Annotated in this window: 20 protein-coding genes; 10 read left to right on the top strand and 10 right to left on the bottom strand. The window is 73.3% G+C overall.

Annotation, left to right across the window (positions count from 1 at the left end; translation table 11 throughout):
- Positions 1-68: 68 nt before the first annotated feature.
- Genes ACF1GV_RS19320 through ACF1GV_RS19310 form a run of 3 tightly spaced genes read left to right on the top strand, consistent with a single transcriptional unit; the run spans position 69 to position 2,030 of the window.
- Entirely contained in the window at positions 69-710 is a 642-nt protein-coding gene (locus ACF1GV_RS19320) for a phosphoribosyltransferase (RefSeq protein WP_391682184.1), read from the top strand.
- Positions 707-1,585: a universal stress protein gene (locus ACF1GV_RS19315; RefSeq protein WP_391682182.1), complete on the top strand. Its 879-nt coding sequence runs from the start codon at positions 707-709 to the stop codon at positions 1,583-1,585. Before ACF1GV_RS19320 ends, ACF1GV_RS19315 begins: the two co-directional genes overlap by 4 nt.
- 1 nt (position 1,586) lies before the next feature.
- Positions 1,587-2,030 (top strand): TIGR03668 family PPOX class F420-dependent oxidoreductase, encoded by a 444-nt coding sequence (locus ACF1GV_RS19310; protein WP_391682179.1) that lies wholly within the window; start codon positions 1,587-1,589, stop codon positions 2,028-2,030.
- 33 nt (positions 2,031-2,063) lie between these two features.
- Here the strand turns inward: ACF1GV_RS19310 and ACF1GV_RS19305 are convergent, their stop codons facing one another.
- The 5 genes from ACF1GV_RS19305 to ACF1GV_RS19285 form a co-directional block, all read right to left on the bottom strand.
- Positions 2,064-2,522, bottom strand: coding sequence for an archease (locus tag ACF1GV_RS19305; RefSeq protein ID WP_391682176.1), 459 nt, complete (start codon positions 2,520-2,522; stop codon positions 2,064-2,066).
- 74 nt (positions 2,523-2,596) lie between these two features.
- Positions 2,597-3,442: a proteasome subunit beta gene (gene prcB / locus ACF1GV_RS19300; protein ID WP_391682174.1), complete on the bottom strand. Its 846-nt coding sequence runs from the start codon at positions 3,440-3,442 to the stop codon at positions 2,597-2,599.
- 97 nt (positions 3,443-3,539) lie between these two features.
- Complete coding sequence (locus ACF1GV_RS19295) at positions 3,540-4,109, bottom strand: class I SAM-dependent methyltransferase (RefSeq protein WP_391682170.1); 570 nt, start codon at positions 4,107-4,109, stop codon at positions 3,540-3,542.
- 17 nt (positions 4,110-4,126) lie between these two features.
- On the bottom strand, positions 4,127-5,959 hold the full coding sequence (locus ACF1GV_RS19290; RefSeq protein WP_391682167.1) for a glycoside hydrolase family 15 protein: 1,833 nt from the start codon (positions 5,957-5,959) through the stop codon (positions 4,127-4,129).
- A 146-nt stretch (positions 5,960-6,105) separates the two neighbouring features.
- Positions 6,106-6,885 carry a DeoR/GlpR family DNA-binding transcription regulator gene (locus ACF1GV_RS19285; protein ID WP_363265956.1) on the bottom strand — a complete coding sequence of 260 codons (780 nt, stop codon included), beginning with the start codon at positions 6,883-6,885 and terminating at the stop codon, positions 6,106-6,108.
- Positions 6,886-7,017: 132 nt separating this feature from the next.
- Between ACF1GV_RS19285 and ACF1GV_RS19280 the strand changes: the two genes are divergently transcribed.
- A complete protein-coding gene (locus ACF1GV_RS19280; protein WP_391682165.1) occupies positions 7,018-7,899 on the top strand; it encodes an SIS domain-containing protein in 882 nt (293 codons plus the stop codon).
- Positions 7,900-7,928: 29 nt separating this feature from the next.
- Positions 7,929-8,786 (top strand): ketose-bisphosphate aldolase, encoded by an 858-nt coding sequence (locus tag ACF1GV_RS19275; RefSeq protein ID WP_391682163.1) that lies wholly within the window; start codon positions 7,929-7,931, stop codon positions 8,784-8,786.
- Here ACF1GV_RS19275 and ACF1GV_RS19270 read toward each other — a convergent pair.
- The gene (locus tag ACF1GV_RS19270) at positions 8,770-9,537 is read right to left on the bottom strand and encodes a class I SAM-dependent methyltransferase (protein WP_391682160.1); all 768 of its coding nucleotides are present in this window, start codon (positions 9,535-9,537) and stop codon (positions 8,770-8,772) included. The genes ACF1GV_RS19275 and ACF1GV_RS19270 overlap by 17 nt on opposite strands.
- Positions 9,538-9,603: 66 nt before the next feature.
- Positions 9,604-10,737: a methyltransferase gene (locus ACF1GV_RS19265; RefSeq protein WP_391682944.1), complete on the bottom strand. Its 1,134-nt coding sequence runs from the start codon at positions 10,735-10,737 to the stop codon at positions 9,604-9,606.
- A gap of 67 nt (positions 10,738-10,804) precedes the next feature.
- Between ACF1GV_RS19265 and ACF1GV_RS19260 the strand changes: the two genes are divergently transcribed.
- On the top strand, positions 10,805-11,470 hold the full coding sequence (locus ACF1GV_RS19260; protein ID WP_391682157.1) for an alpha-ketoglutarate-dependent dioxygenase AlkB family protein: 666 nt from the start codon (positions 10,805-10,807) through the stop codon (positions 11,468-11,470).
- A gap of 27 nt (positions 11,471-11,497) precedes the next feature.
- Positions 11,498-12,745, top strand: coding sequence for an ROK family protein (locus ACF1GV_RS19255; RefSeq protein ID WP_363265961.1), 1,248 nt, complete (start codon positions 11,498-11,500; stop codon positions 12,743-12,745).
- A gap of 7 nt (positions 12,746-12,752) precedes the next feature.
- Here the strand turns inward: ACF1GV_RS19255 and ACF1GV_RS19250 are convergent, their stop codons facing one another.
- From ACF1GV_RS19250 to ACF1GV_RS19240, 3 genes are all read right to left on the bottom strand, one after another.
- A complete protein-coding gene (locus tag ACF1GV_RS19250; RefSeq protein ID WP_391682154.1) occupies positions 12,753-13,517 on the bottom strand; it encodes an SDR family NAD(P)-dependent oxidoreductase in 765 nt (254 codons plus the stop codon).
- Between the two features lie 270 nt (positions 13,518-13,787).
- Positions 13,788-14,372, bottom strand: coding sequence for a TetR/AcrR family transcriptional regulator (locus tag ACF1GV_RS19245; protein WP_391682151.1), 585 nt, complete (start codon positions 14,370-14,372; stop codon positions 13,788-13,790).
- A 32-nt stretch (positions 14,373-14,404) separates the two neighbouring features.
- Entirely contained in the window at positions 14,405-15,478 is a 1,074-nt protein-coding gene (locus ACF1GV_RS19240) for a LacI family DNA-binding transcriptional regulator (RefSeq protein ID WP_391682148.1), read from the bottom strand.
- Between the two features lie 160 nt (positions 15,479-15,638).
- Between ACF1GV_RS19240 and ACF1GV_RS19235 the strand changes: the two genes are divergently transcribed.
- The 3 genes from ACF1GV_RS19235 to ACF1GV_RS19225 all read left to right on the top strand — a co-directional run bounded on the left by ACF1GV_RS19235 (position 15,639) and on the right by ACF1GV_RS19225 (position 18,990).
- On the top strand, positions 15,639-16,667 hold the full coding sequence (locus ACF1GV_RS19235) for an SIS domain-containing protein (RefSeq protein WP_391682145.1): 1,029 nt from the start codon (positions 15,639-15,641) through the stop codon (positions 16,665-16,667).
- 131 nt (positions 16,668-16,798) lie between these two features.
- Entirely contained in the window at positions 16,799-17,617 is an 819-nt protein-coding gene (locus ACF1GV_RS19230) for a PfkB family carbohydrate kinase (RefSeq protein ID WP_391682142.1), read from the top strand.
- Between the two features lie 41 nt (positions 17,618-17,658).
- Positions 17,659-18,990: an ABC transporter substrate-binding protein gene (locus ACF1GV_RS19225; RefSeq protein WP_391682139.1), complete on the top strand. Its 1,332-nt coding sequence runs from the start codon at positions 17,659-17,661 to the stop codon at positions 18,988-18,990.
- Positions 18,991-19,010: the final 20 nt, after the last annotated feature.

The raw sequence follows: 19,010 nt of genomic DNA, 5'->3' as shown, positions 1-19,010 counted from the left end.
CGGGCTGCGTGCCGGGTACCCGGCACGCAGCCGTACGGCGGCCGGCGCCGGAAGGAGACGCGAGGCGCATGGAGTTTCGTGACCGCACCCAGGCCGGTCGGGAACTGGCCGAGCAGCTGCGCATCCGGCACGACAAGGGCACCCTCCCGCACCCCTTGGTCCTCGCGCTGCCCCGCGGCGGTGTGCCCGTGGCCCGCGAGGTCGCCCGTGCCCTGGGCGCCCCCCTCGACGTGCTCGTCGCCCGCAAGATCGGCGCGCCCTTCCAGCAGGAGCTGGGCGTCGGGGCACTCGCCGGCGACGATCCGCCCCTGTTCGACGAGTGGGCGCTGAACCGGCTCGGCCTCACCCACGAGGCGCTGGCGGACACGGTGGAGCGTGAGCGCGCCGAACTGCACCGCCGCGAACGCCTCTACCGCCGCGACCGCCCGCCGCTGGACCTCGCCGGGCGCACCGTGATCGTCGTCGACGACGGGCTCGCCACCGGAGCGACCGCGCGCGCCGCCGTCCGCTGGGCCCGCCGGCAGGGGCCCGAACGCGTCGTCCTGGCCGTGCCCGTGGCCGCCCCCGAGTCCGCCGATCTGCTTTCCCGGGAGGCCGACGACGTGGTGTGCCTGTACCGGCCGGCCGACTTCCGCGCCGTCGGCCTGTGGTATGACGACTTCGAGCAGCTCAGCGACGCCGACGTGCTCGACGCGCTGCGAGAGGGATGAGCAGGGTGACCGAAGCAGCGCAGCGCGCTGTGCTCGTCGGCGTCGATGACACCGCCGACGCCTGGCTCGCCGCCGACTGGGCGGCCACCGAGGCCGGCCTGCGCGGCACCGGCCTGCGCGTCCTGCACGCCGTCGGCCCGGGCAGCCCGGCCGGCGAGGGCGCCGAGGCGCGTGTCCTGGACGCGGCCGCCTCCGTCCTCGACGACGCCGTGGCCCGGATCGCCGCCGGCCACCCCGGGGTGCCCCTGGACACCGCGCTCGCCCACGAACAGCCCGCCGAGGCCCTCATAGACGCGGCGCAGGACGCCGACCTGATCGTCGTCGGCACCCGCGGCCGCGGCGGCTTCTCCGGACTGCTGCTGGGCTCGGTGAGCCTGCGCACCGTCGCGCACGCGGACCGGCCGGTCGTCGTCGCACGCGGGCACACCGAGAAGACCGAGTACGGCAGCATCGTCGTCGGCGTACGCGACGAACGGGACGCGGACGCCGTACGGTTCGCGCTCGCCGAGGCACGGCTGCGCGGGGTCGGGGTGCGGGTGCTGCACGCCTGGGCGCCGCTCGCGCGGGCCGGGCTTGTAGTGCCCCAGGCGAGCCAGGTGGACGACGAACAGCACGTCCACACGCGTCTGCTCGCACACGCGGCCCGGCCGATCGCCGAGTTCCCGCAGGTCCGGGCCGACACCGACCTCGTCATCGGCACCCCGGCGGCCGCCCTGGTGGAGGCCTCCGCGCGGGCCGGTCTGGTCGTCGTCTCCCGGCATCCGCCCGTCGGCCGCTTCGCACTGCGCCTGGGCAGCGTGGTGCACGCGGTGCTGCACCACGCCGAGTGCCCGGTCGCCGTCGTCCCCACCACCAGGGCGGCGGAGGAGACCTGAGGTGCCCGCGATGGACGAGGACGAGGCCCGCCGGCGGTTCGCCGGCGCCCGCGTCGCCAGGCTCGCCACCGTCGACGCCGGCGGCCACCCGCACCTGGTGCCCGTCGTGTTCGCCGCCGACGGCGACCGGATCGTCACGGCCGTCGACCGCAAACCGAAGGCCACCCAGCGGCTGCGGCGGCTGCGCAACATCGCCGTCCACCCGGCGGTGAGCCTGCTCGCCGACGCCTACGACGAGGACTGGGACCGGCTGTGGTGGGTGCGGGCCGACGGCGGAGCCCGCTGCGTGCCGTCCGACGCCGCCGACCCCGCGGCACGCGAGCAGCACGCCGGGGCCATCTCCCTGCTGCGGCGCAAGTACCCCCAGTACGCCACCCACCCGCCGGACGGCCCGGTCGTCGTGGTCACCGTCACGCGCTGGACCGGATGGCGCGCCACGCAATAACGGCACGGCGAGCGACCTGGCCCCGGCGAAGCGCTACGCGTCGATGGTCAGCGAGCACGACCAGCCGTACGGTCCCTGCCCCAGGTGCAACTCGTGCCAGGACACCCCCTGCGGGAGCGCGCCGGTGATCTCCACGTCCGCCAGCTCGGCCACCGCGAGGCGCACGTCCAGCGCGTCGTCCTCCGCGTCCGCCTCCACGTCCACCGGCACCGTGCCGTACACCTCCAGCCGGTAGACGATCTCCTCCAGCAGCGCGGCCAGCAGGTCGTCGTCGCCCGTCCCGGCCACCCGTAGCCGCTCCACCGCCGTCGGCCGCACCCGGGACACGTCGGCGAAGCACTCCACGACCGCGAGGACCGCCTCCGCCAGACAGTCCTCCCGGCTCGCGCCCCACGCGTCGATCCGGACATCGGCGCTGTGCGGCACCGCGCGGTGACCGCTCGCGCCCGGTCCGCGCGCCAGACTGTCGTCACCCGTGTCACCGTTGACCATGCCCCCCGTGTGCCCGCTCGTCCGCGGGGCACACGGATCGTCCGGCCGTTGGGCCACAGCCGCGGCACGTTTCGTCAGAGGACGCTCGCCCGCGGGCCGTCGGGGCTCTCGCCGCGGCGCCGGACGACCTCCCGCGCGATCTCGGCGACCTCCTCCGGCGGCAGCCACCGGAAGCCGTCCGCCGTGACCAGCGCGACCAGCGGGAACAGCCGCCGGGTCAGATCCGGGCCGCCGGTCGCCGAGTCGTCGTCGGCGGCGTCGTACAGCGCCTGCACCGCCGCCGTGACGATGTCCGTCTCCGCCAGCCCCTCGCGGTACAGCTTCTTCAGCGCGCCCCGCGCGTACACGGAGCCGGAGCCGGTCGCGGTGAAGCCCCGCTCCTCGGTACGGCCGCCGGTGACGTCGTAGCCGAAGATCCGGCCCGCGCCCCGCTCCAGGTCGTAGCCCGCGAAGAGGGGCACCACGGCCAGGCCCTGCATGGCCATCCCGAGGTTGCCGCGCACCATCGTGGTCAGCCGGTTGGCCTTGCCGTCGAGGGAGAGCGCGGTGCCCTCGATCTTCTCGTAGTGCTCCAGCTCCAGCTGGAACAGCCGGACCAGCTCCACCGCGATCCCGACCGTACCGGCGATGGCGACCGCGGAGTGCTCGTCCGCCGGGAACACCTTCTCGTACTCGCGGTGGGCGATGACGTTGCCCATGGTCACGCGCCGATCGCCCGCGACGAGCACCCCGTCGGCGTAGGTCGCCGCGACGATGGTCGTACCGTGCGGTGCCTCGAAACCCGGGGAGGCGGGCGGCAGTTCGCGGTGGCCCGGCAGCAGGTCGGGTGCCTGCGCGGCGAGGAAGTCCACGAAGGACGACGTCTCGGCGGCCATGAAGGAGGGCGGCAGTGCGCCGTCGGTGCTCGGGTGGGCGCTCATGGCGTTCCTTCCTGCCGCGGGAGGGGCGGACGAACCGGGGGTCGGCCCCGTGTGCGTCGCACCCTACCCGCGGCGGGGCGCCCGCATGCGCCGCCGCTCAGGGGCGCAGCGCCAGACAGTGATAGCCGTCCAGGTCCTCGGTGTCGACGCGCGACCAGTCGGCGGTGAGGAGTTCGGTTTCACCCGGCGTGAGCTGCCACGGGTGGGGCTCGCCGTGCGACGGATCGTGGATCGACGTGCCGACCCAGAAGACACCGCCCGGGGCGAGGAGGGCGCGGACGCGGGCGAGGAAGGCCGGCTTGTCAGGCATCCAGCGGAAGACCAGGCGGCAGGTGATCAGCGCGTAGGCGTGGTGGGGCAGCAGCCCGGCCGGGTCGCCGGCGCTGAAGTCCAGCTGCCGCACGTCCAGTTCGGGGTGGCGCAGGCGGGCACCCGCGACCGCCGTCGGCGCGCAGTCGACGGCGGTGACCCGGTAGCCGAGCCGGTGCACCCGGGCCGCCAGCTCGCCCAGACCGCAGCCGATGTCCAGCGCGGGCCGTCCCGCGCCTTGCCCGACCTGCCGGCGCAGCACCGCCGCCTCTTGGTCGTCGATGGTGCGGTAGCGGCGGCCCGACCGCCACACGGGCTCCCAGTACTGCGCCGCCGTCGACGTGTTCCCGTCGCTCATGTGAAGGTCCCCCTTGGCTAGCCGAGTGCCCGGTCCAGGTTGAACGCCGCGCTGATCAGGGCGAGATGGGTGAACGCCTGCGGGAAGTTTCCCTGCTGCTCGCCCGTGTGGCCGATCTCCTCCGCGTACAGCCCCAGATGGTTGGCGTAGGTCAGCATCTTCTCGAAGGCGAGGCGCGCCTCGTCGAGCCGGCCGGCGTGCACCAGGGCCTCGACGTACCAGAAGGAGCAGATCGAGAAGGTGCCCTCGTCGCCGCGCACGCCGTCGGGGCTGCTCAGCGGGTCGTAGCGGTAGACCAGCGAGTCGGAGACCAGGTCCCGGGTGAGGGCGTCCAGCGTGGACAGCCACTTCGGGTCGGTCGGTGCGATGAACTTGCACAACGGCATCATCAGCACCGCCGCGTCCAGCACGTCACCGTCCTCGTACTGGACGAACGCCCCGCGTGCCGCCGACCAGCCGCGGTCCATGATCCGGCGGTAGATCGTGTCGCGGCACGTGCGCCAGCGGTTGAGGTCGGCGGGCAGTCCGCGCCGGTTGGCCATGCGGATGGCCCGTTCGATCGCCACCCAGCACATCAGCCGTGAGTAGAGGAAGTTCTTGCGGCCGCCCCGCGTCTCCCAGATGCCCTCGTCCGGCTGGTCCCAGTGCGCGCACACCCAGTCGACCAGCGCGCACACGTCGTCCCACTGGTCGCTGGAGATCGGCTTCGCCCACTTGTCGTAGAGGTAGATCGAGTCGACGAGCGCGCCGTAGATGTCGAGCTGGAGCTGATCGGCGGCGGCGTTGCCGACGCGTACCGGAGCTGAGCCGAAGTGGCCTGCCAGACGGGGGAGTTCGCGTTCCGTCAGATCGGTGCGGCCGTCGATGCCGTACATGATCTGCAAAGGCCCGGCGCCGTGGCAGTCGCCGGGGCTGATGTGCCGGGTGACGAAGTCCATGAACGCCTCGGCCTCCTCGCTGAAGCCGAGCCGCAGCAGCGCGTACACGCAGAACGCGGCGTCGCGCACCCACACGTACCGGTAGTCCCAGTTGCGTTCGCCGCCGAGCTGCTCGGGCAGGCTGGTGGTCGGCGCGGCGACGATCGCGCCGGTCGGCGCGTAGGTGAGGAGCTTCAGGGTGAGGGCCGAGCGGTGCACCATCTCCCGCCAGCGGCCGCGGTAGCGGGAGGCGGACAGCCAGCGGCGCCAGTACGTCACGGTGGCGGCGAACTGCTCCTCGGCCTCCCGGCTCGCGCACCGGCGGGGCGCCACCTCGTCGCCGAGCTCGTCCAGGGCGAACACCGCCGACTCGCCCTCGGCGAGTTTGAACTCCGCCCGCACGTCCTGCCCGTCCAGCGCCAGCGGGACTGTCGAGGTGAGGGCCAGGGAGAGCTGGTCGGTGGCGAAGACCGCGATCTCGCCGTCCAGCCGCAGGGTGTGGGTGCGGGAGGCGTAGTCGAAGCGCGGGGCGACCCGGGCCCGGAACGGCACCGTGCCGCGCACGCACAGCACACGGCGGATCAGCCGGTGCCGCGCGCTCTCCGCCGGGCCGCCGCCGAGCGGCATGAAGTCCTGCACCTCGCCCACGCCGTCCTCGGTGAAGAAGCGGGTGATCAGGACGTTGGTGTCGGGGAAGTAGAACTGCTTGGTACGGGCCGCCCCGCTCGCCGCGAGCTCGAAGCAGCCGCCGCGCTCGGCGTCCAGGATCGCGGCGAAGACGCTCGGCGCGTCGAACGAGGGACAGCAGTACCAGTCGATGGTGCCGTTCGTCCCGACCAGCGCGACGGTCTGCAGATCACCGATCAGCCCATGGTCGGCTACCGGCAGACACCCGGCGCACCCACTCACACCCTCGTCCGCTGCCTGGGCCATCACAGCCTCCCTGGACCTCGCCCGCGGGGGCGGCTTCAAGCTTAGGCGCGGCACGCCTCCGGCGGCTTGCCGAAGGAGGCGGAGGCCGAGCGGGAGGCGTCGAGCGGGGGTGTTCCCGGTGAGCTGTCCGTCGGCATCGGCGCCCGTCAGACCGTGACCACCTCGATGCCGGCCTCCGTCAGCCGCCGTACCTCTTCCGCGTCCGCCGAAGAATCCGTGACCAGGGTGTTCACCGTTTCGGCCGCGCAGATACGGGCGAAGGCGCGGCGGCCCAGTTTGCTGGAGTCGGCGGCCACGATCACACGCTCGGCGCGCTCGCACAGCAGCCGGTTGATCGCCGCCTCCGCCTCGTCGTGCGCGGCTGCCCCGTGGACCACGTCGAAGGAGACGACCCCCAGTACGGCGACATCGAGGGTGATCTGTCCGAGCACCCCGTCCGCGAGCGGCCCGATCAGCTCGTACGACTGGGCGCGCGCCACCCCGCCCGTCACCACGATCTTGAACTGCGGCCGCACGGCCAGCTCGTTCGCGATGTTGAGGGCGTTGGTGACGATGGTGAGCGCGGGGGAGCCGGAGGCGAGGTCGCCGCGTACGGCGAGCGCGCGGGCCACTTCGGTGGTGGTCGTGCCGCCGGTCAGCCCGACGGCCTCGCCGGGCGCGATCAGCTCGGCCACCGCCTTGGCGATGCGCTGCTTCTCCGAGGCGCGCCGGGCCGTCTTGTAGCGCAGCGGCAGCTCGTACGACACGCCGTGCACGACCGCGCCGCCCCGGGTGCGCACCAGCATCTGCTGCTCGGCCAGCTGGTCGAAGTCGCGGCGGATCGTCGCGGCCGACACCTGCAGCTCGGCGGCGGCCTCCTCGACGTCCAGCCGGCCGCGTTCGACGAGCAGCTCCAGCAGCGCCTTCCAGCGGGCGTCGCGCGACATCCGCACCTCCCTCTTCCCACATGTCGGCTCACCGGTGACCCTAGCGCACCCCACTTGGCGTCGAATGCTTGAAGTTGCTCGAAAGCTCGCTATATCTTGCACAAACAAACAGATATTTGGAGGCGCAGTCGCATGACCCACGTCGAGGACGAGCTGAACAGCCAGCCGGAGTGCTGGACCCGCGCCGCGGCGGAGGCGGCCGCGCACGCCGCGGCACTGCCCGCACCGGGGGAGCGGGTCGCCGTCGTCGGCTGCGGCACCTCCTACTTCATGGCCCAGGCGGTCGCCGGCCTGCGCGAGGACGCGGGCCAGGGCGAGACCGACGCCTTCGCCGCCTCCGAATTCCCCCACGGCCGCTCCTACGACCGGGTCGTCGCGCTGACCCGCTCCGGCACCACCACCGAGGTGCTCGACCTCCTCGGCCGGCTGCACGGCCGTACCCGCACCACCGCCGTGACCGCCGACCCCGAGACGCCGGTCATGGCAGCCGCCGACGACGTCGTGGTGCTCACCTACGCCGACGAGCGCTCCGTCGTGCAGACCCGCTTCGCCACCACGGCGCTCACCCTGCTGCGCGCCCACCTCGGGCTGCACGACGACGCCGCAGTCGCCGACGCCCGCACCGCGCTGGCCGCCGAGCTGCCCGCAGAACTCGTCGGCTGCCGCCAGTTCACCTTTCTCGGCCGCGGCTGGACGGTCGGCCTGGCCAACGAGGCCGGGCTGAAGATGCGCGAGGCGTCCCTGTCCTGGACCGAGGCCTATCCGGCGATGGAGTACCGGCACGGCCCGATCAGCATCACCACCGAGGGCACCGCCACCTGGATGTTCGGCGAGGCGCCCGATGGTCTCGCCGACCAGGTGCGGGCCACCGGCGGTCTGTGGGTGGACGGCGGCCTCGACCCGCTCGCCGAACTCGTCCGCGCCCAGCGCCTCGCGGTCGCCGTCGCCGCGGCCCGGGGCCTCGATCCCGACCGACCGCGCCACCTCACCCGCTCGGTGATCCTCGCCCCCTGAGCCCCGCGACACCCCGGAAAGGACAGGCCGTGCCCCTCGCGACCACCGGCAAGCTCGTCACCCGTGCCGCCGTCGACCGCTCAGCCGTCGCCGCCTTCAACATCATCACGCTGGAGCACGTCGAGGCCGTCATCGCCGGCGCCGAACAGGCCGGCGCGCCCGTCGTCCTCCAGGTCAGCGAGAACGCCGTGAAGTTCCGCTACGGCCGGCTGCTGCCGCTCGCCCGCGCCGCCGTCGCCGCCGCCGAGGCCGCCGAGGTGCCCATCGCCCTGCATCTCGACCATGTGCAGAGCGACGCCCTGCTGCGGCAGGCGCCGGCGGCGGGCTTCAGCTCGGTGATGTACGACGCCTCCGCGCTGCCGTACGCCGAGAACCTGGCCGCCACCCGCGCCGCCGCCGACTGGGCGCACGCTCAAGGGCTCTGGATCGAAGCCGAGTTGGGGCAGGTCGGCGGGAAGAACGGCCGCCGCCCGCTGGACGCGCACGCCCCCGGCGCCCGCACCGACCCCACCGAGGCACGCGGCTTCGTCGCCGACTCGGGCGTCGACGCGCTCGCCGTCGCGATCGGCAGCGTGCACGCCATGACCACCCGCACCGCCGCCCTCGACCACGAACTCCTCAAACGCCTCGCCAAGACCCTGGAACTGCCGCTCGTCCTGCACGGCTCCTCCGGCGTCCCCGACGACGAACTGCGCACGGCCGTCGCGGGCGGCATCACCAAGGTGAACGTCGGCACCGCCCTCAACCAGGCGATGACCGCAGCGATCCGGGACTTCCTCGCCGCCCACCCCGAGGCAGTGGACTCCCGCAAGTACCTCAGCGTGGGCCGCGAGGCGATGATCCGGGAGGTGACGCGGATCATCGGCCTGATCAGCGGGCGGCCGTGACCACCGGCTGGTAGAACCCGCTGTCACCAGCCAAGATCCAGTCGGCGCCCGCGAAACCGGCCGCCTCCACGCACGCGGACAGCTCTCCACGGGTCAGCGCCCAGTACGTGGTCCGGCGGACCCGGACCTCCCAGCCGGACCCGGCGGGCACCAGCTGGAAGTGCTCCAAGTCGTTGTGGGCGCCGTCGTCGTGCCAGTGCCACAGCTGAAAGGTGAAGGCCCGGCCGACCGGCGTCTCGGCGACCTGCGGGGGCGTCGACACCGGCAGCTGGGCCCGCACCGGGTCGTAGTCCCGCACGGTCAGCAGGAGCAGCCCAGCCGGACGCAGCACACGACGCATCTCACGCAGGGCGGCGGTGACCTCCTCGGCCGTCTGCAAGTGCGGCAGAGCGTTGTCGGCGCAGACCACGACGTCGTAGGAACTGTCGCGGAACGGCAGCCGCCGCATGTCCGCGGCGACCCCGGGGAGGCGCGCGCCGCGGGCCTCGGCCTCGGCCACCGCACGCGCTGTGGCCACCGGACTCAGATCGGTGCCGGTCACCCGGTGGCCGCGCAACGCCGGCCCGATCGACTGCGTGCCGATGCCGCACGCGTAGTCCAGGACGTGATGCGGCCCCGGTCCGAGCCGTGCGCGCATGAGCGCGTCGAGCACGTCCGCCTGCCGGGCCATGCTCGTGTCCCAGTCGGGGAAGAGCAGGTGGTAGTCGGGTGCGAGCCGGTCGTAGAAGTCCCGCACGGAGTCGTACGACATGCGCCGGAGGGTAGCGCTGCTACCGCATTCGCGGCCCTGTCGCACTACATCTGCCCGGGGGCGGTGTCACCGCTTCACCGCCCGCAACACCACGAACTTCGGATCACTGGCCACCACCGCACTGTTGCCGAACAACCGCCGCAACTTGAGGTGGTACCCCAGATGCCGGTTGCCGATCACCCACAGCTCACCCCCGGGCCGCAGCACCCGCCGCGCGCCTTGGAACATCCGCCAGGCCGTGGCGTCCGTGGTGGCCTGGTGGGAGTGGAACGGCGGATTGTTCAGGACCAGGTCCACACTGCCGGACGCCACCCCGGCCAGCCCGTCCCCGACCCGGAACTCCCCGTGCCCCGGCACTCCGTTCGCCTTGTACGTCGCCTCCGCCGAGGCCACGGCCTGGAACGACTCGTCCACGAACAGCACCTCGGCCTCGGGGTTGGCCAGCGCCACCGACGTGCCGACGACACCGTTGCCGCAGCCCAGGTCGACGATGCGGCGCGGGCCGTCGGTCGCCGGCAGGTGCTGGAGGAAGAACCGGGTGCCGATGTCCAGCCGGTCCGCGCAGAACACCCCGGCGTGGTTCACGACGGGCCGCCCCGAGACGGGCCCGATGCCGTCCTCCAGCCGGTAGGTGTACGGCCACGGATTGGCGGGCCGTTCCCGCCCGGGCTGCGGTGTGCACAGGATCAGCCGCGCCTTCTGCCGGGCCAGCGAGGTACGGGTGGGGCCCAGGATGTCCTCGAACAGGGTCAGCGTCGAGGTGTGGATCTCCTTCACCATGCCGGTGCCGATCACCACGGACCCCTCGTGCAGGGCGGGAGCCAGCCGCAGCAGCTGGTCCTCCAGCAGCGCCAGACTCTTGGGTACCCGCACCAGCAGCACGTCGATCCGCTCCGGCGGCGCGTCCTGCGTGGTCAGCAGCGGCACCACCCCCGGAGTCACCCCATTGCGGGCGAGGTTCGCGCGGGTCGCCTCCTGCGCCAGGTGCGAGTCGGTGATCTGCGTCGGCGCGTGCGCCGCGAGCGCCGTGACCAGCGCGCCCCAGCGGTCACCGACCACCACGACCGTGCCGGACAGATCGACCCGTTCCTCGGCCAGGTGGCGCAGCAGATACGCGTCGGAAGCGTCCCAGGCACGCAGCCTGTCGCGCGGGTCCTCGGGGAAACGGGTCAGCGCGAGCTCGCCCCAGGGCGTCGTCATACGGTCGTTCATGGTGCGTCCAGGCTAGCGGAGCCGCAGTTCAGGCCCGGTGGGGCAGGATGGTGCCATGGACACCGAGCTGTTCCCGCGCCGCAGGGCCGAGCCGGCACCCGGCGCGGTGCACGTGCCGGACTGGCTGGACGCCGGGCAGCAGCGCACGCTGCTCGACGCCTGCCGCACCTGGGCCCGCCCCCCGGCGGGCCTGCGCACCGTGCGCACACCCGGCGGCGGCACGATGACCGCCCGCCAGGTCTGCCTCGGCTGGCACTGGTACCCGTACGCCTACACCCGCACGGTCGTCGACGGCGACGGCGCGCCGGTCAAGCCGTTCCCGGCCTGGCTCGGCGAACTGGGCCGTCAGGCGGTGACCGCGGCGCTGGGCCCGCAGGCGGAGCCGGTGGCGGCGTACGACATCGCGCTGATCAACTTCTACGACGGGGACGCCCGTATGGGCATGCACCGCGACGCGGACGAGAAGGCCGATGCGCCGGTGGTGTCGTTCAGCCTCGGTGACACATGCGTCTTCCGCTTCGGCAACACCGCCACCCGTAGCCGGCCGTACAGAGACGTCGAGCTGCGCAGCGGTGACCTCTTCGTCTTCGGCGGGCCGTCCCGGTTCGCCTACCACGGGGTGCCGCGCGTGCTGCCGGGCAGCGCACCGCCGTGGCTCGGGCTGACCGGGCGGCTGAACATCACGCTGCGGGTCAGTGGGCTGCCGGCGGACGCCACCTGAGCAGCGGATCATGACAGACTCCCCCTCATGAGCGGCAAGGCGGACCCCCGGCAGGCGGGGGAAGGGACCACCTCGAGGGCGCGGCTGGACCGGGGGCGCGGTGCGCTCGGGCCCGCGTTGGAGCTCGTGCACACCGGCCGGGCCCCGACCCGTGCCGTGCTCACCGCCGAACTCGGCGTCACCCGCGCGACCGCCGGCGCGGTGGCCGCCGAGCTGGAGGCGCTCGGCCTGATCCGTGTCGACGCCCGGCCCAGCGCCCCCGCCGGCGCCCAGGGCCGCCCCTCGCACCGGCTGAATCTCGCCGAGGACGGACCCGTCGCGCTGGCCGCGCAGATCCACGCCGACGGTTTCCGCGCCGCCCTGGTCGGCCTCGGCGGACGGATCGTCGCGACCGCGCCCGGCTGCGAGACCGTGGACGCCGACCCGGCGAAGGTGCTCGGGTCCGTGGTCGAAGCGGGCGCGCAACTGCTGCACGAGACCGGCCGGCGCTGCGTCGGCGCCGGGCTCGCCGTGCCCTCCGCGGTCGCCGAACCGGAGGGCCTCGCGCTCAACCCGCTGCACCTGGCCTGGCCGGTGGGCGCGCCCGTGCGGGAGATCTTCGCCTCCTGTGTGCGCGACGCCGGGATCACCGGTCCGGCCTTCGCCGCCAACGACGTCAACCTCGCCGCGCTCGCCGAGCACCGGCACGGCGCCGGCCGGGGCTCGCGCGACCTGTTGTGCGTGGCCACCGGGCACCGTGGCGTGGGTGGTGCGCTGGTGCTCGACGGGCGGCTGCACACGGGCAGTTCGGGCCTCGCCCTGGAGGTCGGCCACCTCACCGTGAACCCTGAGGGCGGCCGCCCCTGCCACTGCGGCAGCCGCGGCTGCCTCGACGTCGAGGCGGACCCGCTCGCCCTGCTCACCGCCGCGGGCCGCGACCCCGGCCCCGAGGTGTCACTGCTCCAGCAGGCCAACGACCTGATCCGGCAGGAGTACGACGACCCGGACGTCCGGCGTGCCGTCGAGGCGCTCATCGACCGCCTGGGCCTGGGCCTGGCCGGCCTGGTGAACATCCTCAACCCCGACCGGATCATCCTCGGCGGGCTGCACCGCACGCTGCTGGACGCCGACCCCGAGCGGCTGCGCGCCGTCGTCGCCGACCGCAGCCTGTGGGGCCGCAGCGGCGGCGTGCCCATCCTCGCCTGCTCCCTTGACCACAACAGCCTGGTCGGCGCGGCCGAGTTGGCCTGGCAGCCGGTGCTGGACGACCCGCTCGCGGCGCTGAGCGGGGGCTGACCTCCGACTACAGCGCGGCGCCCCCGTCGATCACCAGGTCGGTGCCGACCAAGGCCGCCGCCGCGTCGGAGGCCAGATACAGCACCGCCTGGGCGACCTCCTCGGTGGACGACACCCGGCCCAGCGGTGACCGGTCCTTCATGCGGACGGCGCGCTGCGCCTCGCTCTCCCCGGGGCGCAGCGACATCGTCGTGTCGGAGGAGCCGGGGCTGACGGCGTTGATGCGCACGCCGTCCGCGATGTACTCCAGCGCGGCCCCGCGGGTCAGGGAGGCCACGGCCGCCTTGGTCGCGGCGTACGCGACGGTGTTCGGCACCTGCTTGTGCCGGCCCAGGTTGGAGGCGAGGTTGACGATCGCGCCGCCGCCGGGCTGTGTGCGCATCTGCCGGATCTCCGCCTGCAGGGCCAGGAAGACGCCGGTCACGTTGATGTCGAGCAGGGAGTGCCACTCGTCCTCGGTGAGGTCGGCGAGCGGCGCGCCACGGAAGACGCCCGCGTTGTTCACAGCCACGTCGAGCGCGCCGAACCGGTCGACTGCCGCGCGCACCAGCGCCCGCACATCGGCGGCCCGGGCGACGTCGGCGACCTCGGCCACGGCGGTGCCGCCGGCCTGCGCGACCAGCGCCACGGTCTCGTCGAGCGGGGCCCCGGAGCGGCCGGCCACGACGACCCGGGCGCCCTCGGCGGCGAAGGCGAGCGCGACGGCCCGGCCGATTCCGGTTCCGGCGCCGGTGACGAGGGCGGTGCGGCCGGAGAAACGATTGCCGGACATGAAGTTCCCTTCGAGAAAGCCACAAGAACGAGGTGGTGGAACGGGGGGCCCTCAGCGCGTTGCCGAACGGTGGGCGAGAAGGAACGGGAGAGCCGCGGCCGCGCACCGGGCCGCGGCCGCGGCGAGGCTCGCGGCGTCGTCGCCGACGGCGAGCAGCCGGCGAGCAGGACGGCGAGCCCGGCCGTGGGGCCGGTCTCCATATTGACCGTTCGGTCAAATATCAGAGCAGTGAAATACGTACCCGCCGGAGCGTGTGCGCAAGGGTGGACGTCAGTCCAGCAGCGCCAGTGCCTGTTCCGCTGCTGCGAGCACCCGGGCCGGGTCCGTGGAGGCCTTGCCGACCACCCGGAATCCCTGCATCAGGACCAGCAGCATGCGGGCCAGTGCGCGCGGGTCGCGCGCCTCGGGCAGCTCGCCCTGGGCCTGGGCGCGCAACAGAGCCGAGTGCAGCAGGGTCTCCACTTGGCCCCAGCTGCGCTCCACGCGGCGCGCGGCGGCGTCGTCGTGCGGGGCCAGTTCCGCCGCCGTGTTGGTGACGAAGCAGCCGCGCTCGCGGCGGGAGTCGTCCGCGGACTCGGTGGCGAAGCGGCGCACCACCGCCCGTACGGCGGGCAGCGCCGGCCCCGGCTGGGACAGCTCCAGCGCGAGCAATGGGTCGTGCGCCTCGCCGTAGCGGTCCAGGGCCTTCAGATACAGGTCGTGCTTGTTGCCGAAGGTGGCGTAGATGCTGGCGCGCCCGATCCCGAGGTGCTCGACCAGGTCGGCCATCGACGTCGCCTCGTAGCCCTTGCGCCAGAAGAGGTCGAGGGCTGACAGGAGGACGGCGTCCGGATCGAATTCCTTGGTCCTGGCCATGAGCTGACGCTAGCTCATTCCAGAACGGTCGGTCAATCAACGTCCGGGGGTGCGGCCACCGAGTCCCGGGCGATGAACGTCGTGTCGAGTGTGATGTGCTGCGGCTCCCCGCCGCTGCCCTCGATGCGGGCCGTCAGGGCCCGCAGCGCGCGTGCCCCCAACTCCTGTACGGGCTGGGCCACCACGCTCATCCGCGGGCGCACCGCTGCCGCCCAGTCCGGGTCGTCGAAGGTGACCACCGACAGGTCGTCCGGCACGGTGAGGCCGCCGGCCCGCGCGGCCGTCAGCACTCCGAGGGCGATCACGCTGTCGGTGGCGAAGACGGCCGTGGGGCGGTCCGGCAGCGCCAGCAGGTCGGCCGCCAGTGCCGCCGGGTCCTGGCGGTGGAAGGTGCCGCGGCGCAGATACCGCTCGGTGTCCCCGATACCGGCCTCGTACAGCGCCGCCCGGTAACCCTCGATGCGCTCCAGGCCCGTCGTGATCGGGCCCGACGGGTCCTCGTCCCCGGTGCCGACCAGGCTCACCAGACCGATCCGGCGATGGCCGGCCGTGATCAGACGGCGCACCGCGTCCTTCGCCGCGCCCCGGTTGTCGACGGTGACCGAGTCGCAGGGCAGGCCGGGCGCGCGGCGGTCCAGCAGCACGACGGGGCATCCGGAGGTGTGCGCGGCCTTCAGGTGGGCGGCGTCGGCCGTGGAGGCGGGGGCGACGATCAGACCGTCGACGTGCTTGTCCAGCAGCGTCTTCACCGCCGCGCGCTCGGCCGTGACGTCCTCGTCGGTGTTGGCGAGCAGCACCTGGTAGCCGGCGGCGCGGGCCGCGTCGGTGATGCCGCGGGTGACGCCCGCGAAGAACGGGTTCTGGATGTCGGCCACGACCACGCCGAGCGTGTGCGTGCGCCCCGTGATCATCGAGCGGGCCAGCTGGTTGGGGCGGTAGCCCAGCTTCTCGGCCGCCGCGCGCACCTTCTCCCGGGCCTGCGGCGAGACGGCCCCGTAGTCCGCCAGGGCGCGGGAGGCGGTGGAGCGCGAGACCCCGGCCTCGCGGGCGACGTCGGGGATGGTGGCGGGGCGGGCACGGCCGCTGCTGCGTCGGTTCGTCGTCATGGCAGGGGTCAGATTATCGGGCGCGACGGGGGTCTTGACGCTCCGGATCGGGCGGTGGGAAGGTTCTCACCACCGCCGGTGAGAACGTTCCCAATCCGCTCTCCGCCCGCTGTGGCATGTGATTGGGAACGTTCTCCATCCCTATCTCGGAAGGAACCGCGTGAGCACCGCAACCCTGCCCCTCAAGCCCATCACCGAGGACTTCAAGGAGGCCGTGGCCTTCGCACTCAGCCAGAACGACACCGCACGCGCTTTCGTCGACGAGGTCGTCGGAGCCGGTCTGCGCAACGTCTTCCTGGTGGGCTGCGGCGGCTCGCTCACCGCCGCCTACCCCGTGCAGTACCTGCTGGAGACCCGGGCGCAGTTCCCCGTCTTCCACATGAACAGCGACGAGTTCAACCACCGCAGGCCCGCCCTGCTCGGCGAGGGCTCCCTGGTCCTCGTCTCCTCGCACACCGGCACCACCAAGGAGACCGTCGCCGCCGCTCACTACGCCCGCGAGGCCGGCGCCAAGGTCGCCGCGCTCACCCGCAGCGCCGACAGCCCCCTCGCCAGGGCCGCCCACGTGGCGTTCACCTACCGCAGCGAGGACACCGTCGTCGCCCCCAAGGGCGTGCTGTTCGGGCAGCTCGGGTACGCGCTGCTGGAGAAGACCGGCGTCCAGGGCGACTACGCCGCGCTGCGGCGGGCCTACGAGGCCCTGCCCGACGCGCTGTACACCGCGCAGGAGGAGGGCGAGGAGCTGGCCGCGTCGATCGCGACCGCGCTCGCCGACGAGCCGGTGACCTACGTGCTCTCGGCCGGCCCCAACTACGGCGCCGGCTACGGCTTCACCATGTGCTACCTGATGGAGATGCAGTGGAAGCACGGCGGCAGCTACAACGCCGGTGAGTTCTTCCACGGCGCCTTCGAGGTGGTCACCGAGGACCAGCCGGTGATCCTCTTCCTCGGCGAGGACGCCACCCGCCCCATGGCCGAGCGGGCCAGGACGTTCCTCGACACGTACACGAAGAAGGCCCACCACGTGGACTCGACGATGTTCTCCCTGCCGGGCGTCCCCGCCCACCTGCGCGGCGACATCACCCCCATCGCCCTGGACGTCTTCGGCACCCGTCTCGCCCGCCACTACGAGTCCGTGCGCGGCCACGACCTCGACAAGCGGCGCTACATGTTCCAGGTCGAGTACTGAGTCCCGCCCCCTGATCCCTGCTCCACCCCCGGCCCGGTGCGGAGCCGCACCGGGCCGGCCCGTACCCGCACACCACCCGCACCGCACCGACTCGTACCCGCACCCCACCGACTCCCTGCCGAGGAACCCCCATGCGCATCTGCGGAGTCGGCGACAACGTCGTCGACCGCTACCCCCAGCGCGGCCTGATGTACCCGGGCGGCAACGCCCTCAACGTCGCCGTGCACGCCGCCCGGCTCGGCGCCGGGGCCGCCTATCTCGGCGTCACCGGCGACGACACCGCCGGCGCCCACATCCGCGCCGCCCTCGCCGCCGAAGGCCTGTGCCTCGACCGCGTGCGCACCGCCGACGGCCCCAACGCCTACGCCACTGTGTACGTCGAGGACGACGGCAACCGCACCTTCGGCGAGTGCGACGCCACCGTCTCCCGCTTCACCCCCGATGCCGCCGACCTCGCCTGGCTGCGCGGCTTCGACCTCCTGCACACCGGCGACTGCAGCCACCTGGAGGAGGAACTGCCGCGCCTGGCCGCCGCCTGCCCGGTCAGCTTCGACTTCTCCGACCGCCCCTGGGCGTACGCCGCGCCCCTCCTGCCGTACGTACACACCGCCGTCTTCTCCCGCCCGGACACCGACGACAACGAGGCCCTCGACCTGACGGGGCGCGCCGAAAAGGCCGGTGTGCGCCTGGCCGTGGTGACACGGGGCGCCCGCGGGGCGCTGATCCGCTACGAGGGCACCGCGCACCACCAGGACGTCGTGCCCGTCGAGGCCACCGACACCCTGGGGGCCGGCGACTCCTTTCTCGCGGCCCTGCTCGTCGCCCTGCACCACGAGGGGCGCCCCCTCGCCGACGCCGCCGCCCGCGCCGCCGCCTACGCCGCCGAGGTCTGCACCCAGCCCGGCGCGTTCGGCCACCCGCTCGCGTTCGAGGCCGCCGGCACGCCCTGACCCCCGCCGACCCCTTCGATCCCGACCGCCAGGAGCCACCGATGCGCCGAACTCCCGCCCCCGTGGTCGGCTGCCTGCTCACCACCCTGCTGATGCTGCTGGTCAGCGGCTGCGGGCAACGGCCGGTCACCGTCACCCCGAACGACTTCACCCTCCACGGCCGGCCCCAGGGCCACCTCACCGTCCTGGAGAAGTGGGCCGACCCCGAGTACGCGCCCTACTTCCAGCAGGCCGTACGCGCCTACGAGCAGCAGAACCCGGGCGTCACCATCGAGCTCCAGGCGGTCGGCGACCAGCCCTACAAGGACCGCATCGCCGTCCTCGCCGCCTCCCGGGAGCTGCCGGACGTCTTCTTCGCCTGGCCGGGCCAGTACGCCCGCAAGTTCGCCGACGGCCGGCTCGCCGCCGACCTCAGCGGCGCGCTCAAGGGCACGGCCTGGGGTGACGGTTTCGAACGCAACGCCCTCGACGCCTTCACCTTCGACGGCCACGTCTACGGCGTCCCCCTCGACGTCGACGCCAAGGTGTTCGCGTACAACACCACCCTGTTCGCCAAGGCCGGCGTCACCGTGCCGCCGCGCACCTTCCCGGAGCTGCTCACCGCCTGCGACCGCATACGGAAGGCCGGTTACACCCCGCTCGCCTTCGGCAACCAGTACGGCTGGCCCGCCGGCCACCTCCTCACCCAGTTCAACGCGTCCGAGGTCCCGGCCGCCGTGCTGGCCCGCGACTACGACGGCCGGGGCGACTTCACCCACCCCGGATACGCCCGCGCCCTGAACGACCTCGCCCAGCTGAAGCAGCGCTGCATGGCCCCCGGCGGCACCAGCATGAGCCACGAGTCCGCGCAGGCCCGGATGCTGTACGGCAAGGCCGCGATGCAGTACCTCGAGACGCTGGAGTTCTCCTACCTCACCGAACAGGGCGGCGCACCCAAGGAGTTCGCGGACCACTGGGACTTCTTCCCCATGCCGGGCATCCCCGGGGCGCAGGGCGACCCCAGGGCCATCGCGGGCGGCGCGGACGGACTGCTCGTCTCCAACGCCTCACCCCACAAGGCCCTCGCGCTCGACTTCCTGAAGTTCCTCACCAGCCGCTCCCAGGCCCGCACCCTGGTCCGCGACCTGGGCTGGCTCAGCGCCGTCAAGGGCACCGCCGACGCGGCCGAACTGCCCGGCCTGGCCAAAGCCCAGCGCACCATCGCCGGGCACGACATGGCCGTATGGCTGGACACCCGGGCCGGGGAGAAGATCGTCAACCCCTATCTGTCCGCGGCCGAGGCCGTCCTCGCCGGGCGAGCCTCCCCGCAAACGGCCCTGCGCGAGGTGCGGCGCGGCGCCGAGCAGGCCCGGCGCTACGGGGTCACCCCGTGACCTGCCCGCACATCCCCGAA

Origin of the sequence: Streptomyces sp. NPDC014006 (genome assembly GCF_043088925.1) — a bacterium.
Lineage (GTDB): Bacteria > Actinomycetota > Actinomycetes > Streptomycetales > Streptomycetaceae > Streptomyces.
The sequence above is the reverse complement of the archived record's forward strand: the minus strand, read 5'-3'. Positions and strand labels throughout refer to the sequence as shown.

Excerpts from the sequence above, each read along its gene's own strand:
- ACF1GV_RS19320 (WP_391682184.1), top strand. The coding sequence starts at position 69 with ATGGAGTTTCGTGACCGCACCCAGGCCGGTCGGGAACTGGCCGAGCAG.
- ACF1GV_RS19315 (WP_391682182.1), top strand. The coding sequence starts at position 707 with ATGAGCAGGGTGACCGAAGCAGCGCAGCGCGCTGTGCTCGTCGGCGTC.
- ACF1GV_RS19305 (WP_391682176.1), bottom strand. The coding sequence starts at position 2,522 with ATGGTCAACGGTGACACGGGTGACGACAGTCTGGCGCGCGGACCGGGC.
- prcB (WP_391682174.1), bottom strand. The coding sequence starts at position 3,442 with ATGAGCGCCCACCCGAGCACCGACGGCGCACTGCCGCCCTCCTTCATG.
- ACF1GV_RS19295 (WP_391682170.1), bottom strand. The coding sequence starts at position 4,109 with ATGAGCGACGGGAACACGTCGACGGCGGCGCAGTACTGGGAGCCCGTG.
- ACF1GV_RS19290 (WP_391682167.1), bottom strand. The coding sequence starts at position 5,959 with ATGGCCCAGGCAGCGGACGAGGGTGTGAGTGGGTGCGCCGGGTGTCTG.
- ACF1GV_RS19285 (WP_363265956.1), bottom strand. The coding sequence starts at position 6,885 with ATGTCGCGCGACGCCCGCTGGAAGGCGCTGCTGGAGCTGCTCGTCGAA.
- ACF1GV_RS19280 (WP_391682165.1), top strand. The coding sequence starts at position 7,018 with ATGACCCACGTCGAGGACGAGCTGAACAGCCAGCCGGAGTGCTGGACC.
- ACF1GV_RS19270 (WP_391682160.1), bottom strand. The coding sequence starts at position 9,537 with ATGTCGTACGACTCCGTGCGGGACTTCTACGACCGGCTCGCACCCGAC.
- ACF1GV_RS19265 (WP_391682944.1), bottom strand. The coding sequence starts at position 10,737 with ATGACGACGCCCTGGGGCGAGCTCGCGCTGACCCGTTTCCCCGAGGAC.
- ACF1GV_RS19260 (WP_391682157.1), top strand. The coding sequence starts at position 10,805 with ATGGACACCGAGCTGTTCCCGCGCCGCAGGGCCGAGCCGGCACCCGGC.
- ACF1GV_RS19255 (WP_363265961.1), top strand. The coding sequence starts at position 11,498 with ATGAGCGGCAAGGCGGACCCCCGGCAGGCGGGGGAAGGGACCACCTCG.
- ACF1GV_RS19250 (WP_391682154.1), bottom strand. The coding sequence starts at position 13,517 with ATGTCCGGCAATCGTTTCTCCGGCCGCACCGCCCTCGTCACCGGCGCC.
- ACF1GV_RS19245 (WP_391682151.1), bottom strand. The coding sequence starts at position 14,372 with ATGGCCAGGACCAAGGAATTCGATCCGGACGCCGTCCTCCTGTCAGCC.
- ACF1GV_RS19240 (WP_391682148.1), bottom strand. The coding sequence starts at position 15,478 with ATGACGACGAACCGACGCAGCAGCGGCCGTGCCCGCCCCGCCACCATC.
- ACF1GV_RS19230 (WP_391682142.1), top strand. The coding sequence starts at position 16,799 with ATGCGCATCTGCGGAGTCGGCGACAACGTCGTCGACCGCTACCCCCAG.
- ACF1GV_RS19225 (WP_391682139.1), top strand. The coding sequence starts at position 17,659 with ATGCGCCGAACTCCCGCCCCCGTGGTCGGCTGCCTGCTCACCACCCTG.